Annotated in this window: 11 protein-coding genes; 6 read left to right on the top strand and 5 right to left on the bottom strand. The window is 59.4% G+C overall.

Features of this window, described 5'->3' with window-relative positions; genetic code table 11:
- Position 1 precedes the first annotated feature (1 nt).
- Positions 2 to 1,570: an ABC transporter substrate-binding protein gene (locus V7773_RS11460; protein WP_336073440.1), complete on the bottom strand. Its 1,569-nt coding sequence runs from the start codon at positions 1,568 to 1,570 to the stop codon at positions 2 to 4.
- Positions 1,571 to 1,696: 126 nt separating this feature from the next.
- Positions 1,697 to 2,563 (bottom strand): alpha/beta hydrolase, encoded by an 867-nt coding sequence (locus V7773_RS11465; protein ID WP_336073441.1) that lies wholly within the window; start codon positions 2,561 to 2,563, stop codon positions 1,697 to 1,699.
- 133 nt (positions 2,564 to 2,696) lie between these two features.
- On the opposite strand from V7773_RS11465, the gene V7773_RS11470 reads away from it, so the two are divergent.
- Entirely contained in the window at positions 2,697 to 3,575 is an 879-nt protein-coding gene (locus tag V7773_RS11470; RefSeq protein ID WP_336073442.1) for a LysR family transcriptional regulator, read from the top strand.
- Positions 3,576 to 3,816: 241 nt separating this feature from the next.
- Complete coding sequence (locus V7773_RS11475; RefSeq protein WP_063321743.1) at positions 3,817 to 4,455, top strand: flagellar biosynthesis protein; 639 nt, start codon at positions 3,817 to 3,819, stop codon at positions 4,453 to 4,455.
- A gap of 179 nt (positions 4,456 to 4,634) precedes the next feature.
- Here the strand turns inward: V7773_RS11475 and V7773_RS11480 are convergent, their stop codons facing one another.
- Positions 4,635 to 5,801: an MFS transporter gene (locus tag V7773_RS11480; RefSeq protein ID WP_092142245.1), complete on the bottom strand. Its 1,167-nt coding sequence runs from the start codon at positions 5,799 to 5,801 to the stop codon at positions 4,635 to 4,637.
- A 94-nt stretch (positions 5,802 to 5,895) separates the two neighbouring features.
- On the opposite strand from V7773_RS11480, the gene V7773_RS11485 reads away from it, so the two are divergent.
- Both V7773_RS11485 and V7773_RS11490 read left to right on the top strand, forming a co-directional pair.
- The gene (locus V7773_RS11485; protein WP_092461813.1) at positions 5,896 to 6,789 is read left to right on the top strand and encodes a LysR family transcriptional regulator; all 894 of its coding nucleotides are present in this window, start codon (positions 5,896 to 5,898) and stop codon (positions 6,787 to 6,789) included.
- Between the two features lie 162 nt (positions 6,790 to 6,951).
- Positions 6,952 to 8,874 (top strand): sigma-54-dependent Fis family transcriptional regulator, encoded by a 1,923-nt coding sequence (locus V7773_RS11490; RefSeq protein WP_336073448.1) that lies wholly within the window; start codon positions 6,952 to 6,954, stop codon positions 8,872 to 8,874.
- 64 nt (positions 8,875 to 8,938) lie between these two features.
- Here V7773_RS11490 and aldA read toward each other — a convergent pair whose 3' ends face one another.
- Both aldA and V7773_RS11500 read right to left on the bottom strand, forming a co-directional pair.
- Positions 8,939 to 10,372: an aldehyde dehydrogenase gene (aldA, locus tag V7773_RS11495; protein WP_336073450.1), complete on the bottom strand. Its 1,434-nt coding sequence runs from the start codon at positions 10,370 to 10,372 to the stop codon at positions 8,939 to 8,941.
- A gap of 58 nt (positions 10,373 to 10,430) precedes the next feature.
- Complete coding sequence (locus V7773_RS11500) at positions 10,431 to 12,611, bottom strand: PQQ-dependent dehydrogenase, methanol/ethanol family (protein WP_063321757.1); 2,181 nt, start codon at positions 12,609 to 12,611, stop codon at positions 10,431 to 10,433.
- 283 nt (positions 12,612 to 12,894) lie between these two features.
- On the opposite strand from V7773_RS11500, the gene V7773_RS11505 reads away from it, so the two are divergent.
- Together V7773_RS11505 and V7773_RS11510 are read left to right on the top strand one after the other, a co-directional pair.
- A complete protein-coding gene (locus V7773_RS11505; RefSeq protein ID WP_336073452.1) occupies positions 12,895 to 14,364 on the top strand; it encodes a hypothetical protein in 1,470 nt (489 codons plus the stop codon).
- The gene (locus V7773_RS11510) at positions 14,364 to 15,341 is read left to right on the top strand and encodes a hypothetical protein (protein ID WP_336073454.1); all 978 of its coding nucleotides are present in this window, start codon (positions 14,364 to 14,366) and stop codon (positions 15,339 to 15,341) included. The genes V7773_RS11505 and V7773_RS11510 overlap by 1 nt, the downstream gene beginning before the upstream one ends.
- Positions 15,342 to 15,666: the final 325 nt, after the last annotated feature.

Below are 15,666 nucleotides of genomic sequence, written 5' to 3' on the forward strand. Positions count from 1 at the left end.
CTCAGTGGGTAGTGTCGGCCAGCTTCACGCCCCACAGGCGTGGCTTGGCAACGGGCCAGGAGCGGTAACCTTCAATGCGCTTGTTCATGGCGCCGATGGCTGTACCGTTGTAGATCACCACCATCGGCACATCCTTGAGCATCAAGGCATGCAGCTTGTCGAATAGGGGCCGGCGCTTGGCGGGGTCCAACTCACGCTGGGCTTCACGCAATATCGCCAGGGCCTCAGGGTTGTCCCAGACTTTGCGTGGTTCCTTTTGTTTGTCGCCAATCACCGACTCGTAGCTTTGCGCCGCGTCGAACCGTCCCGAATAAGAGAACGACATCATCTGGTAGCTGCCGGTCTGGTAGCGCTCCAGTTGCGTGCCCCACTCCAGGGTTTCCATCTCGATATTGAGCCCCGCCGCCTGGGTCATGGCCTGGCTGAGCAAGCCCATATCGAACATCTGCGGGTAACGCTTGTTGACCAGCATGCGGATTTTTTCGCCGCCATAACCCGCCTCTTTCAACAGGCGCCGCGCTTCGTCGAGGTTGTAGGTGTAACCCTGGTGCGCAGCGGCGTCGTAATAGGGGCTGGCGGTAGGAATCACCGAGTTGTTCACCACCGACAAGCCATCGGACAATGCTGCAACCATCTGCGCGTAATCCAGGGACAGCGCCACCGCACGCCGAATACGCACGTCCTTGAGCAACGGGTCGCGGGTCTGGAACAACAAGCCGCTGATGGTCATGATCGGGCTGACCTGAATCTCCAGGTTGTTGACCTGCTTGAGTTGTGCAGCGTCCATCGCCGTCACGTCCGGCAGCAAGTCCACGCCACCAGACAGCAAGGCGGCCTTGGCCGACGCCGAATCGGGGATCACCTCGAAACGCACCTTGTCGATAAATGCCTGCTTGTTGCCGGTGTAACCGTCCGCCTCTGCCTCGGTGCGCGGGGTGTACGCCTTGAAGCGATCCAGCTCGACGTACTGGCCCTTCTGCCATTTGCCCAGGGCGAACGGGCCGGTGCCGATCGGTGTGCGCCAACTGCCATCAGCCGCCACCGAGTCCGGGTGCAGGATGCCGCTGCCGGCACAATCCGGGCGGGCCATCGCGGCCAGGAACAAGCCGTTGGCCTGGTCTAGCTGGAACACCACGGTTTTCGCATCGGGGGTGGAGACATCGACAATCCTGGCTGCGCCACGGCCATCGAACTCCGCCAGACAGCGCCACTGGGTCTTGGGATCAAGGTAGCGCTGCCAAGTCCATTGCACCTCCCTGGCCGTCATCAACTGGCCATTTTGAAAGTGCACCCCGTCGCGCAAGGTGAAGGTGTAGCGCAGGCCATCCGGCGAAATGTCGACCGTACGGGCCAGCATTGGCGCGATGCTGGTGTCTTCGCGATACGCCACCAGCCCTTCGACGATATGCATCATCACTGCGTCGGTATTGTCGTCGCGGTTGACGCCCGGGTCGGTGCTACGGATATCACCATTGAGGCCAACACGGATGACCTTGTCTTGCGCCACGGCCATGGACACTGTGCACGCCGACATCGCGACGGCCAGCGCCGCCTTCACATAACTGTTCACGGGAGAAAGACTCCTTGAAGAAATATTCCGGTCAATGGCGAGGGCCAAGGCAGGACCGGCATCAGGATGGTTGAATCCTTGGTTATTGTTATACGGTCTGTTCTGAGTGCATCTACCAGCGTTGTATCAGCCAAGGCTGCGTTTGTGGCGCAATACCCTGGCGAAGAAATCCTGGGCCGCCGGCATGGCCTTGATGCCCTGGTGGGCCACATTGGGTAACAGGTCGAAGTGCACCTGGACACCGGCGGCTTCGAAACTTGCCTTCAAGGTCGCCAGGCGTTCCGGGCGCGTGCGTCCGGCGGCGTTGGCGCCTGCCATGTAGTGCTTGCCGCCTTCGCGGTGGGTGATCTCCCACGTTTCGAGGTCCGCATCACCCACCACCATGTGCACCGGCAGTTGCTGCAAGGCTTGCAGGTTCAGTGGTTTGCCGAAGCGCGTCGCGAAGTCCCGCACCCCGACCCACCAGTCCTGGTCGGCATCCAGCAAGGTAACCGAACCCGGCGCGCCGATAGACACCGCCCAAAGTTTCTCCGGGTGCAGATAGCAGAATCGATGGGCAAATTGCCCGCCGCCCGAGTAACCGAACAACGCGAAGGTGTCAAAGCAGCGCCCGTAGCGTTTACCCACGGCGGCAATCATGTCGAGCAGAACCTTGTCGTAGCGAATGTCGCCCTCGACCAACTGCTTATAACCATCCCCATTGCCATCACCCAGCACACCGACCGGGAACAGCGGAGACAGAACCACGCAGTCGTTCCAGCGGCCGAACTCCGCGAAGCCATTGCGATAAATCTCCATCGCACGGGTGGAACCGTGCAACGACACCACCAGGTCCACGGGTCGAGTGCTGTCCTCGATGCTCTCGGGCACATAGAGGGTGTAGGCAAAACGGCTGTCCTCCTGATGCGAGTACACCGTCGTGACACCGAGGTGATAGACGCTCCTGGCAGCGCGCAAGGCGGCGTCGATAGAATTGTTCTCTGGATTGCTCATGTGTGGAAAATTCGCCAAGTCAGTTCGGGTTTGAGTATTGGCCGGGCGCCACAAAAAGAAAAACTAATTAAACTTTATCGATCATAAACAAAATATTTACAATAAGACCTGCCCACGGCTACGGGACCACCCCATGAGCAACATCCGTTTTTTTAAGACGTTTATCGCCGTTGCCGAGTACGGCAGCTTTGCCGCCGCGGCTGAACGCGTGGCCCTCACCAACGCCGCCGTCGGCCTGCAAATGCGCGCACTCGAGGAAGAGATGCGCCGGCCGCTGTTCGACCGCAGCCAGCGGCAGATCAAGCTGAATCGCGATGGCGTGTTGCTGCTGCCCAAAGCCAAGCGCTTGCTGGCGGACTACGAGCAAATGATCGCCGAAGCGCCTGATGACATGGCCATGGAGGGTGAAGTGTCCATCGGCGGCATTACCTCCGGTATGGGCTTGCTCGCCAATTGCCTGGTGCAACTGAAAAAGCTGCACCCACGGATATCGGTCAATCTGATGACCGCTCGCTCCGATGAAGTGGTCAACCTCGTACAGGCCGCAAAGCTCGACGCCGCCTTGCTGATCGAGACCACGCGGCAGAACTTCGATGGCTTGAGCTGGACCCTGCTCTACAACGAACCGATCGTCATGCTTGCCAATGCCACACAAACCGCCGGTATCGACGACGCCGTGGAGTTGCTCAGGACGCAGCCGTTCATTCGCTACGACAGATCCACGGCAGTGGGCCGAAAAGTGCAGTCGATCATCAAGAGCGAATCGGTCGAGCCGTTGGAGATCCTGGAGCTCAACTCGATCATTGGCATCGCCGATCTGGTTCGCCAACAAGTCGGTGTGGCAATCGTGCCGTTGCTGAAAAACTTCGACTGGCACAAAGACCCCAGCCTGCGGGTGCTACCACTACCGGGCGACCTGGCCGTACGTCGGGTGGGGATCTTGGAGCAGGGCACCAAAAGTGCGATTACCGGAGAGATTCGCAAGCTACTGATGTCGGCCGTGGCGAAGTGATTCTTGTCTGTCACTTTTCCCGCAACGCCAGATAGCCTGGAGTCAAACCGTGGCCCGGCTTCAGGCTCTCGGGTCATGCCCGGTCTCCTCACCCGGGCTTCATGAGCCCGCTTTGGATTGGGTGCAAGCCCGGTGCGCGGCATCGCTTCCCCAGGCATCGCGCAACGGTTAAGCTCCGTCGCCCCGAAAACGCCCGTATGAAGGCCGGGGCAAAAGGACAACCGAACCCTCAGGAGCCACCATGTCATCTTTCAAAGTCATCGCCACCGCCATCGCCCTCGCCTCACTCGTAGGGTGCGCCACCAGCCGCTCCGAGGTGGACATCGTCGGCCCCGCGCCGCAAGCCAGTACTTCCGGCCAAGGGCAGCAGGTGTATATCAGCGCAGTGGATGAGCGGGTGTTTCAGATCAAGCCTCGCAGCGCCGATATTCCTTCCCTGAAAAACGATGAGGAAGTGAACGATACCAGCGTCACCCAACGGGCCATCGGACGAAAGCGCAACGGTTATGGTAAAGGGCTGGGCGATGTAGTGCTGCCGTCAGGTCGTACCGTGTCGCAATTGGTGGGCAATGCGGTGGCGACAGCCTATCAGCAGGCCGGGTACCAAGTGGTGAACACCCCCACGCCGAGCGCCGCCAACGTGAACGTGCACATCATCGAATACTGGTCGTGGTTCTCTCCAGGTGCGTTCAGCGTGGCAGTGAATAACAAGGCCCACCTGAAAATCGAAACCCAGGGCGCAGCGCCACTGGACGTGGTTTCCGGCGCACGCGACAGCATGCAATTGGCCACCGACAGCGATTGGAAGAAGATCAACGAGCAGGGCCTCAGCGCCATCGTGACCGAGACGGCCAAACAACTGGGCAAGCCTAAGCCATAAGGCGACATTCAGTCCTGGGCGAGAGAATATCCACTCACCATGGCCGGCGCGTGACTGCCGGCCGTCACCCAAGCCGCCTTCGATTTTGTCTCTGGAAATCCGTCAGCGGGTTTAGCCGCACGATGGCCAAGCAGGCGCGTGAGGCGAAGGGGACTAACAGTCCCCCCCTCACAGCATCGTCACGCAACCGCCGTTGCAGCCGCTCTGGAACGCCAGGCAAAAGCCAACACCATCAGCAGCCCCAGACCCGCCATCGCCGCTCCGGCCAGGGAAATCGCCGGATAACCCAGCCCGGCATTGATCACCGCTCCGCCCAGCGCCGCACCTATCGCGTTGCCGAGATTGAAGGCACCGATGTTCACCGCCGAGGCCAGATTGGGCGCGTCCTTGGCGGCTTCCATGACGCGCATCTGTAGCGGCGGCACCAGGGCGAAACTGGCGATACCCCATATCAGGATGGCCACGGCGGCCGGCAGTGGCCAACGCATCAGCGCGGTGAACGCCAGCAAGACGAGAATCAGCACGCTCAGCGAAACGATCAGGGTGCGGTCTATCGAGCGGTCGGCGGCCTTGCCACCCCACATGTTGCCCAGCGTCAATCCCACACCGAACAGCACCAGCATGGCGGTGATGTAAGCGGTGGATGCGTGGGTCTCGTTGCTGAGGATCGGTGCGATGTAAGTGAAGACGGTAAACATTGCCCCCGAGCCGACGACGGTCAGGGCCAACGCCCCCAGCACCGGGCCACGGCCCAGTACCCGAATTTCAGCCAGCACGCCGACGCCTTGCGGCATTTGCAGGTTGGGCAAGGCGAACCACAACGCGGCCATGGTCACCCCGCCGAGGCCGGTGATACCCCAGAATGCCGTGCGCCAGCCGAACAGTTCGCCAAACCAGGTGGCCAGCGGCACGCCGCCGATGGTCGCCAGGGTCAGGCCCATGAACATGGCCGCCACCGCCCCGGCACGTTTCTCCGGAGCGACCACGCTGGCGGCGACGATGGAGCCAACGCCAAAGAACGCACCGTGGTTCAGTGAGGTCACCACCCTGGCGACCATAAGGCTGTAGTAATCGGTCGCCAGGGCTGACATCAGATTACCCAGGGTAAAAATCGCCATGAGCCCGATCAGCAGATAGCGCCGGGGAATCCTGCCGGTGGTCAGGGTCATCAACGGCGCGCCGAGCAGTACGCCCAGGGCGTAGGCACTGACCAACAGACCGGCGGCGGGAATGGAAACGCCGAGGTCCGCAGCGATGCCCGGCAACATGCCCATGGGGGCGAACTCGGTCACGCCGATGCCAAAGGCACCGATGGCGAGTGCAACAAGTGGTGGATTGATACGCATGGAAGGCTCCTCATCTATGCTGCGAATGCTACGATCCCGTCTTTTCAGGCGGTAGATAGCATTTCTGGCAATCACCTTTGCGCAAGAGGCACAAATGGACTTCAACGGCAGATCAGGTGAAATGAGCGTGTTCGCCACCGTGGCGCGGGAAGGCAGCCTGTCAGCCGCCGCGCGTGCATTAGGGCTGACACCCTCGGCGGTCAGTCGGATCATCGCGCGTACCGAACAACGCCTGGGTACCCGCCTGCTGTTGCGCACCACCCGAGCGATCACCTTCACCGCCGAGGGCGAGGCGTTCCTGCGCGGCGCCCGGCGTATCCTGGCCGACATGGACGAGGTCGAAGAAGCCATCGCCGACCAGGGCGTACCCAGGGGCCGATTGCGGGTCAGCGCCGCCCTTGGCCATGGGCGGCAGGCCATCGTTCCCTTGGTGGCGGCATTCAGCGCCCGCTACCCGAACATCGTCGTCGACCTCACCCTGGGCGATGAAGTCGTCGACATTCTCGGTGGCCAGGCCGACGTGGCGGTGCGCTTCGGCCATCTGCCGGACAGCCCGCTGACCGCGCGCAGGATCGGCGACACCGGCCAGGTCGTGGTGGCATCGCCCGACTATCTGCAGCGCCATGGCACCCCGGTGGAACCGGAGGACCTGCTACGGCACAACTGCCTACGCTTCAACTTTCGGCGCGCCGAACCCAACTGGCCATTCATCCGCGACGGACGAGAGTTCTCCCTGAAGGTCAGCGGCAACATCGAATGCAGCAGTGGTGAAGCGTTGGCACAATTCGCGCGAGTCGGTGCCGGCATTGCCCGTATCGGCGAGTTCACCGTGAGCGAGGACCTTCAGCGCGGAGACCTGATACCGCTGCTGGAAGCCTGGAACCCAGGCGACCGAGAACCGATCCATGCGGTGTTCGTGGGGGGCTCGGCAATGCCGGCGCGGGTGCGGCTGTTCGTAGATTTCCTGCTGGAACATCACCGGATGTAAGCAGTGGCGTCACTTAATCCTTCCGGGTGCTTGAGATGTGGCCTGGCGTAGCGTCAACCGCGAACAGGGACTATCTTAAAGCCCTGACGGCCGTGGCTCGTCGCACCGATAACAATAACGCCGTGCCCGCCCTCTGAAGCGGCACGCTACACGGAGCCTCCCATGACTCGGCATAGCGCGCAGCCCCATCCGAGCGAACTCGCTGCCTTCGTCAACGAGCACTTCCCTGAGCGGCGAATCAGTCCGGACCGGGTGATTGCCCAGTCCTGGTATCGCAGCGTCATAAAACATCGACTCGATCCCTCCTCGTCCGCGCGCCTGGATGTTCTTTGCGCCGAAGATATCCGCCAGCATCAGCAACGACACCAGCAGTACCTCGATATCGCCAGCCAGGGCGTCAGCGGTTTGGCCCGGCGCGTGGTACCAGCCGGCTTCGCGGTGTTGCTCAGCGATGAACACGGCATCACCCTCGATGCTCGCCTGCCCGACCAGCCTGTTCCTTATGTCCGCTCGGGCCTGGTGGTCGGGGCGCGCTGGGACGAGTCCATCGCCGGCACCAACGGCATCGGCACCACGTTGGCTGCGGCCGAGCCGTTGATCATCCACCGCGAGGAGCACTTCCTCACCTCGAATGCTCGCCTGAGCTGTTCCGTTGCGCCGATTTTCAACGCCCAGGGCCTTCTGCAGGGTTGCTTGAACGCTACTTGCCTGAACAGCAATGGACCCAAGGAAAGCCAATACCTGACCCTGCAGTTGGTGATCCTGTATGCCCGCTTGATCGAGAACGCACACTTTCGCCAAAACTACCGGGATCGGCTGACCCTATCGCTCAAGCCCATCGACGAGATTGCCGATCTCGCCAACGAGCAATTGCTGGCGCTGGATGACAGTGGTCGAGTGATCGGTGCCAATCACGCGGCCTTTGTTGCCCATGACCAGGCCCATGGCCCCCATCTGCTGGGCGGCGCTATCGACCAACTGCTGCCCATGGGCGTCGACGAGCTACTGCGCCTGACCAACGGCGGCGCCCGCGGCCTGCGCCTGCGTGCGCGGCATGACGAAGCGCTGCTGGACCTGAGCCTGCGCATCCCCGCGAGCCATCACCGTCTGGCGCCAGCGCCGGCCAAGGCACAGCGGCCCCGCCACCCCGATCTGGAGCAACTGGCCGGTGATGACCCGACGCTACAGCAGGCCGTGCGCCGCTTGCACAAGGTCATCGACAAAGACATCGCCATCCTGATCACCGGCGAGACAGGCACTGGCAAAGAGGCTTTTGCGCGAGCCATTCACCAGGCCAGCGCGCGTCGGGACGAGCCCTTTATCGCACTCAACTGCGCGGCAATCCCCGAGAGCCTGATCGAGAGTGAACTGTTCGGCTACCGTGGCGGTAGCTTCACCGGTGCCGATAAAAAAGGCATGAAGGGCAAGCTGGAACTGGCCAATGGCGGCACGCTGTTTCTCGATGAAATCGGCGATATGCCAGCCCATCTGCAAACCCGTCTGCTACGCGTACTGGCCGAACGGGAGATCAGCCCCATCGGTGCTCCAATGCCGGTATCACTGGACATCCAGGTGATTTGCGCCACGCACCAAGACCTGCAAGGTATGTTGCGCGACAAACACTTTCGCGAGGATCTGTTCTATCGCCTCAACGGCATGAACCTCAGTCTACCGCCCTTGCGCGAACGCAGTGACCGCGCGCAACTGATCCAGCGTCTGCTCGACAGCCAAGCCGAAGCCAAGGGTGTGCAGCTCACCGCCCAGGCCCGCCAATGCCTGCTGGAGGCGTCCTGGCCCGGCAATATCCGCCAACTGATCAATGCCCTGCGCTACGCGGTGGCGCTGGCCGAGGACGGCAATGTCGATGTCGACTGCCTCCCCGCCGAACTGCTGCAGGGCGACGCGTATGCCCGGCTGGCCAGCCCGTCCGTGGGCAGCGAACCACCCGCGTCGAATCTGCTGGAAATCTTGCGCCGGCATCGGTGGAATATCAGCGCGGCAGCCGCCGAGTTGGGGGTCGCTCGCTCGACGCTCTATCGACAGATGAAAAAGCAACGTTTAGTGCAACCCAACGACCGTCTCTGATCCCCTATACAAAACGCCCAGACCGTGAATCCGGCCTGGGCGCTTTTTGATGGCAGTGGAACTGTCACGCCTGGATGTACACCACATGGGTATGGGTGTACTCGTACAACCCGTGCTTGCCATCGGCGCCGCCAATGCCTGACTTGCGCGTCCCGGCGTGGAAGCCCTGCATGGCTTCGAAGTTCTCGCGGTTGATATAGGTCTCACCAAAATCCAGCAAGCGGGTTGCCTGCATGGCAGCGCTCAGGCTCGCGGTGTAGATCGACGAGGTCAGGCCATATTCGCTGTCATTGGCCAGCGCAATCGCCTCATCGAGGTCATCGACAATTTGGATCGGCAGCACCGGACCAAAGATCTCCTTGCGCATGATTTCCATCTTCGCGGAACACCCGGCCAAAACGGTTGGCTGGTAGTGGAAACCCTGGCCTAGATCGGCCACCGCGCCGCCGGTAATAATCTGCGCACCCTGCCCGCTCGCGGTCCGGACCATTTGCGCCACCTTGTCGAGCGCCGCGCGATTGATCAACGGGCCCATGTCCAACCCATGTTCGGCCAGAGGGTCGCCATACCGGGTGGCCGCCATGGACGCCGCAATACCGTCGATAAACGCATCGGCCACCTTGCGCTCGACGTAGACTCGCTCGGCGCAGTTGCACACTTGCCCGGTATTGATCACCCGCGAGGCCGTAATGGCCCTGATCGCCAGGTCCAGGTCAGCGTCAGCCAGAACAATGGCGGGGGCCTTGCCGCCCAGTTCCAGATTGAGTTTCGTGATATTCGGTGCCGCAGCGGCCATGATCCGCGAACCGGTGCCGACGCTGCCGGTAAAGCTGATCAGGTCGATGCCCGGGTGACTGCTCAGTGCATGGCCGACCGTTGCGCCAGTGCCGCACACCACGTTGAAGACGCCAGCGGGCAGATCCGTCTCGGCCACCAGGCGAGCGAACTCGAAGCAGTTGATCGGCGTTTCTTCACTCGGCTTGATGACGATGGTATTGCCGGTCAACAGCGCTGGCGCCATCTTGCGGGCGATCAGGAAGAACGGGAAATTCCACGGCAAAATCCCGGCGACCACGCCGAGGGGTTTGCGCAGCAAAAAGATGCTCTCGCCGGTCCGGTCGCTGCTCAGCACTTCGCCTTCCAGGCGCCGCGCCCACTCGGCCATGTAGTCGAGGTAGTCGGCCGTGAAATTCACTTCGACCCGCGCCAACTCCAGGACCTTGCCCTGTTCGGCAGTAATGGTCCGAGCCAAACGCTCGCCGTGTTCGCGCACCTTGCTGGCAATTTTGCGCAGATAGCCCGCACGTTCAATGGCCGGGCGGGCAGCCCAGGCCTTTTGGGCTTGGCGCGCGGCTGCGATGGCCTGCTCGACTTCGGCGGAGCTGCCTTGGGGCACGCGCCCAAGCAACTGGCCGTTGGCCGGGTTATGGACCTCAAGATGCTCGTCGCTGGCGACAAAGGCATTGGCGATGTAGTTCTGGTAGATGATGTCACTCATATCCGCGTCTCTCCTGTCGAGGATGTGCGACCGACCGGCAAGGCTACCGGCCGGAGGCTTATTGCTTGGCGCTGAATTTTTTCCAGGCCAGTCCTTCGTCCTGAAGGTCGTGGGCCCGCTTGATCAGGTACTGATGGATCTGGTCGACCTGCTCGGGGGTAAAGGCATCGGCAAAGGACGGCATGCCATCGGGCACACGCCCACCGAACAGGATGCCGAGGAACATCTGGTGTTTCTCCGGCGTCAGCTTGCGAAGATCCGGCAACACGCCGCCGCTGACCGCGTGGATGCCATGGCACTGCGAGCAATATCCGTCATAGAGCTTGCCGCCGGCCTCGATGGCCGCGGTGTCGGTGCTCAGCGCGGGTGGTTTCGGGGTGTCGGGACGCGGCGCCGGTTCCTGCAACTTGGCGGTGCCGCCAATCTTGTAGGTCAGCACCTGGGAAAAGGGCTGCACCCCGGCACGCAGCGACAGGGCGCCGGCAAAGGTGGAAAATGCCCCGCCCCAGCCGGCCATGAACGTCACGTACTGCTCGCCATCGACGCTGTAGGTGATCGGTGCTGCCATCACCCCACTGGCCGCAGGCTGCTCCCAGAGTTTCTTGCCGGTGTCGGCCGCGTAGGCGATCACCCGGCCATCGGCGCTGCCTTCGAATACCAGGTTACCGGCGGTACTCAAGGTGCCGCCATTGAAGATGGTCACGTAGGGCACTTCCCAGGCCGGCTGCTGCTTGACCGGGTCCCAGGCGATCAGCTTGCCCGACCAACCCTTGGCCATTTCCAACAGACCGTCGACATTCTCCGGCATCATTCCGGTCCGCAGGCCCAACTGGTACATGCTCTTGAAAGGGTTGCGCTTGGGCGCCTCGGGAATGTGCTCGTAGTAGGCGGACATGATGTGGGCCGGGATATACACCAACCCGGTGTTCGGGTTGTAGGACATTGGCTGCCAGTCATGCGCTCCCCAGAAGGCCGGCGTCACCAGCTTGCGCTTGCCGTCCTTCCAATACGCAGCGTTCTCGTCATCGACGATTGGCCGACCGGTCTTCATGTCCATGCCCTTGGTCCAGCTTTGCGGCACGATGCCCTTGGCCGACAGCAACTGGCCGGTGGCGCGGTCGATCACATAGAAGAAACCGTTCTTGGGCGCCTGCATCAGCACCTTGCGCGGTTTCCCATCGATGGGCAGTTCGGCGAGGATCATATGCTGGGTCGCGGTGTAGTCCCACGCGTCACCCGGAGTGGTCTGGTAGTGCCAGACGTACTCACCGGTATCGGCGTTGACCGCGACAATCGACGACAGGAACAGATTGTCGCCCTTGGCCTGGCTGCGCCATTTCGGGTCCCACAGCGAACCGTTGCCGACACCGATGTACAGCAGGTTCAAATCCGGGTCGAAGGCAAACGAATCCCAGGCCGTCCCGCCACCGCCCTGCTCGACAAACGCGTCGCCATGCCAGGTCTTGGCGGCAATGGCCATGCCCTTGTCTTCCGGCGGTAGCTTGGGGTCGCCGGGCACGGTATAGAACCGCCAGGCCTGCTTGCCAGTCTCGGCATCGTAGGCGGTGACATAGCCGCGCACGCCAAACTCCGCGCCGCCGTTGCCGATCACCACCTTGCCGTTGACCACCCTGGGCGCGCCAGTGATGGTGTAGCTGCGCTTGTGATCGGCCCGGGTATCGACCGACCAGGCGCGTTGACCGGTCTTGGCATCGATGGCCTCCAGGCGCCCGTCAAGCACGCCCACGTAGACCTTGCCCTTCCACACGGCCACGCCACGGTTGACCGCGTCGCAGCAGGCTTCGCCCGCGCGGTTACGGTCCGATTGCGGGTCGTACTTCCAGATCAACTTACCGTTACGGGCATCCAGCGCGTACACCACCGAAAACGGCCCAGTGGTGTACATCACGCCATCGACCACGATCGGCGTGGCCTCGACACCGCGATCCAGATCGAGCTTGTAGCTCCAGGCCAGCCCAAGCTGACCGACGTTCTGATCGCTGATCCGCTTGAGCGGACTGTAGCGCTGCTCATCATAGGTCCGTCCGGTGCTCATCCAGTTACCGGGTTCTTTATCGGCCGCAATCAGTCGCTGACTGTCGACATTGGCTGGCGTCTCAGAAGCCAAGGCGGACGCAGTGGCCAGGCTCAACAGCAAAGCGCCGGCCAGGGATTTCAGAGGGATACCGGCGACGGTAGATCGAACACCGGAAAACGAGGCATGGCCAATCTGTCTCATGGGCGTAGTCCTTTTCTTATTAGTGGCGCGGTCATATCGATGCGCACCCGTGAAGGAGCAATGACCATGCCACTGACTTGAAATAGGGCCGACAGCTTGATTTGATGGGATTCAGGGATGGGGCGAAGCGCTATTCATCCGTGAAAGACGCTACAGATGTAGCGAGTAGCGCTACAGTGGCGGCACAGGTGTAGCGCGTAGGCGCTATTCACGAATTGGCAATAGCCGATTCTGCCAGTTTGAGCGGCTTCTAATCGACGGCATTCACAATGGACCCCAGCACATGATCAGGACAATATTGACCGGGCGAAAAACCCTTAACCTAAGAAGCAGCGCTCTCAACCTGTTTGACATCGATTCGATCTCTCTGCTCATTGGCAAGAATGGATCCGGCAAGACTCGAACCTTGCAAGAAATCGCTGAAGCTTTCGGCACAAGACGCAATCAATCACTGGACGAACCCTGTAAGATTATCCTCAGCACCGAACGCCTGGCCACACCGGAGCAGCTAAACGATTGGGGAATCCTGTACTACACGCCCGCACAAAACAGGCCAAGCATTCGCAGTACCAAAAACTTCATCAACGCCTCAAAGCGTCCAGTGGAAAATCTCAATAATCTAGACCGCTACTCTAACATTCTGGCTGCCTTCGGCCTCGACGTAGAGTTGACCGCTACATTGCGAGCGGAATACCGCAAAATTGCTCGACTGTTAGCTGAAGCATTGTTGAAAAACCGGCAGTTTCGTACCGCCGCCATCCTCGATGCTTTTAATTTCGCCGAACTCGAAGAGCGCAAACGAATATTTGATAATGTCTCGGAGTTTGAAGCCAGCCAGTCGGAATACAACCTTGCAGATTCCCGCTATACCGAACAATTTCAGACCCTCGTTGAGTTACTGCTACGCAAGCTACACCAAAGCGCCAGGGCGCATCAGGTTTTTGCTTGCCTTGCTGTAGTTACCCAACTACTGGAGAAGCGCCAAGCCAGTATCGTTTTGGTCATCAGCTTTCTCAAAACATATCTGGATTTTGAGTTCTTACCTTCGCCGCAAGATGATCCACGCCTGCCTGAATTGCACCGACTTGCCAAAATGACCGAATACCTGCTTAGGCATGAGCACTTCGAACCAGCACCAGGCAGTAGCAGCAATGTTCTAATCTACACTCGGCCCCTGATTACCCAAGAGCAACGTGTCAGACTCGAACGATTGGAAGCGTTCAAGCTTTGTCGACTTGGGTATCCTCATATCAGCTCAGGACAATGGGCGATCATGCAACAAATCATCGCTTTGTACGAATCATTGAAGGAATTGCGAACCCGTGGGTTCCGCAAGTTACTGGTAATGATCGATGAAGGCGACGCATTTTTACATTTGGAGTGGCAACGGCAATATGTCTATCAAATCAACGACTTCTTGAGCCAATGCAAGGAGGAACTCCAGATCGATTGCCTACAATTGATTCTGGCATCCCACTCCCCTCTACTGGCTACTGATGTGCCACGAGAGTTCGTTGCGACTTTTGACAGTGATGAACCGCAGCCATCCTTCGGCGCCCCCATGCAACTAGTATTAAACCGCTCGTTTGGTGCCCGTTCGATGGGTGCATTTGCCATCCGAGAAATTAATAAGACTCTGCACAATGCCGCCCAAGGCCAAATGACGGAGCGAGACAGCTATGTCCGGAGCATCATCGAGGACCCTATCATCTCAAGGGAAATTGATTATCTGCTGAACAAGGAACGGTCGTAATGCTGATCAATATATCGGACGTCTGGAAAACGGCATACGCTTCGCACAATCGTTACTTGGAAAAATGTATCAACGAAGGAATAAAGTCGCTCAAAAAAACATCTATCGAGAAACCCGCCACGCAATTTTTGAACTTCCTCAAAATCCAGTTGACAGCTAAGAGTCCGAGCGGACTGCAGTCCTCCATTCGTTATTATGAGAAACTGAAGCGAAAGATTTCTCGACACGAACGCTCCGTACTGGATTCCTTTCTAAGAAGGACATTCGATTACAAAAAATTCACTTCCAAGCGTGTACAGGGCTGGTCGGCATACAAACTGTGCAAAAGCAGCACTTACAAAATATGCCCCTATTGTCATCACGCTTACATGCTCACCACAAAGGAAGCAGAGAAAGGCATCAGGCCAGACCTGGATCATTATTATCCTCAGCATCGCTACCCGTATCTGGCATTGGCTTTGCACAATCTCATTCCCAGCTGCTCGATCTGTAACTCTCGCCTGAAGGGCGCCGAGGATACAGGCGACCATTCCTATTTGCACCCTCTGTTCGACTCAGAATCCCTGCATTTTCGTTGCGAGAAGCCGGGTAGCACTATAGTCGACATTGTAAGCGACTTCGAAAACATCAAAGATCAGTTGAAAGTTCGGATCACCTATGACCCTACCTGCGCCAAGTCAGTCAATACCCTGCGAATGTTCCAGCTACATGAACGTTACGATCTGTTTTCCCAACAAGGTGCTGACTTCGTCGGTTCAAAAACCAGTATCGATGGGCTAGATGAATTGCTACAAGCCCACGCTATAGGTCCATTGCAAGAGGGTGCATTCCTGGCTCTTCCACCGAGTAAGGAAAAAGAAAAACGGCAACTTCGATTCGACCGAGAGCGATACAAACACTATTTGCACGGAAAAATGTTCGCTGATTTATATGATCAATTTGACCGGACCTCTTTACTCAGCAGACCTTATCCTTAGAGCAAAAGACTCTTCATCTTTGCAAGGGCGCATGCTATCGGTGATCCGGCTTCCCACAGCTTAATGACACGCCTGTCGTGACACAAAAAATGACCTCAATCGACATCATGGGCGTGAAGACGATCAGGGTCGCGGCCATTGACCAATAGTTTAGAAATCTCTGAACTATCTTTTTGCGCTTCCCTATTCTTTCCGCCAACCGCCCCTCCCTACTATTGACGGCAACAAAGGAGCCTTTCCATAGAGATGCGGCCCGAAGCTTGCCTTTTCTGATTGTCACTGCCGTTCGTTGTGCGTTTCGGTTAGCGCCGCAACGTCGCTGTGT

Source organism: Pseudomonas sp. 3JA, assembly GCF_036961705.1.
GTDB classification, from domain to species: domain Bacteria; phylum Pseudomonadota; class Gammaproteobacteria; order Pseudomonadales; family Pseudomonadaceae; genus Aquipseudomonas; species Aquipseudomonas fluorescens_Q.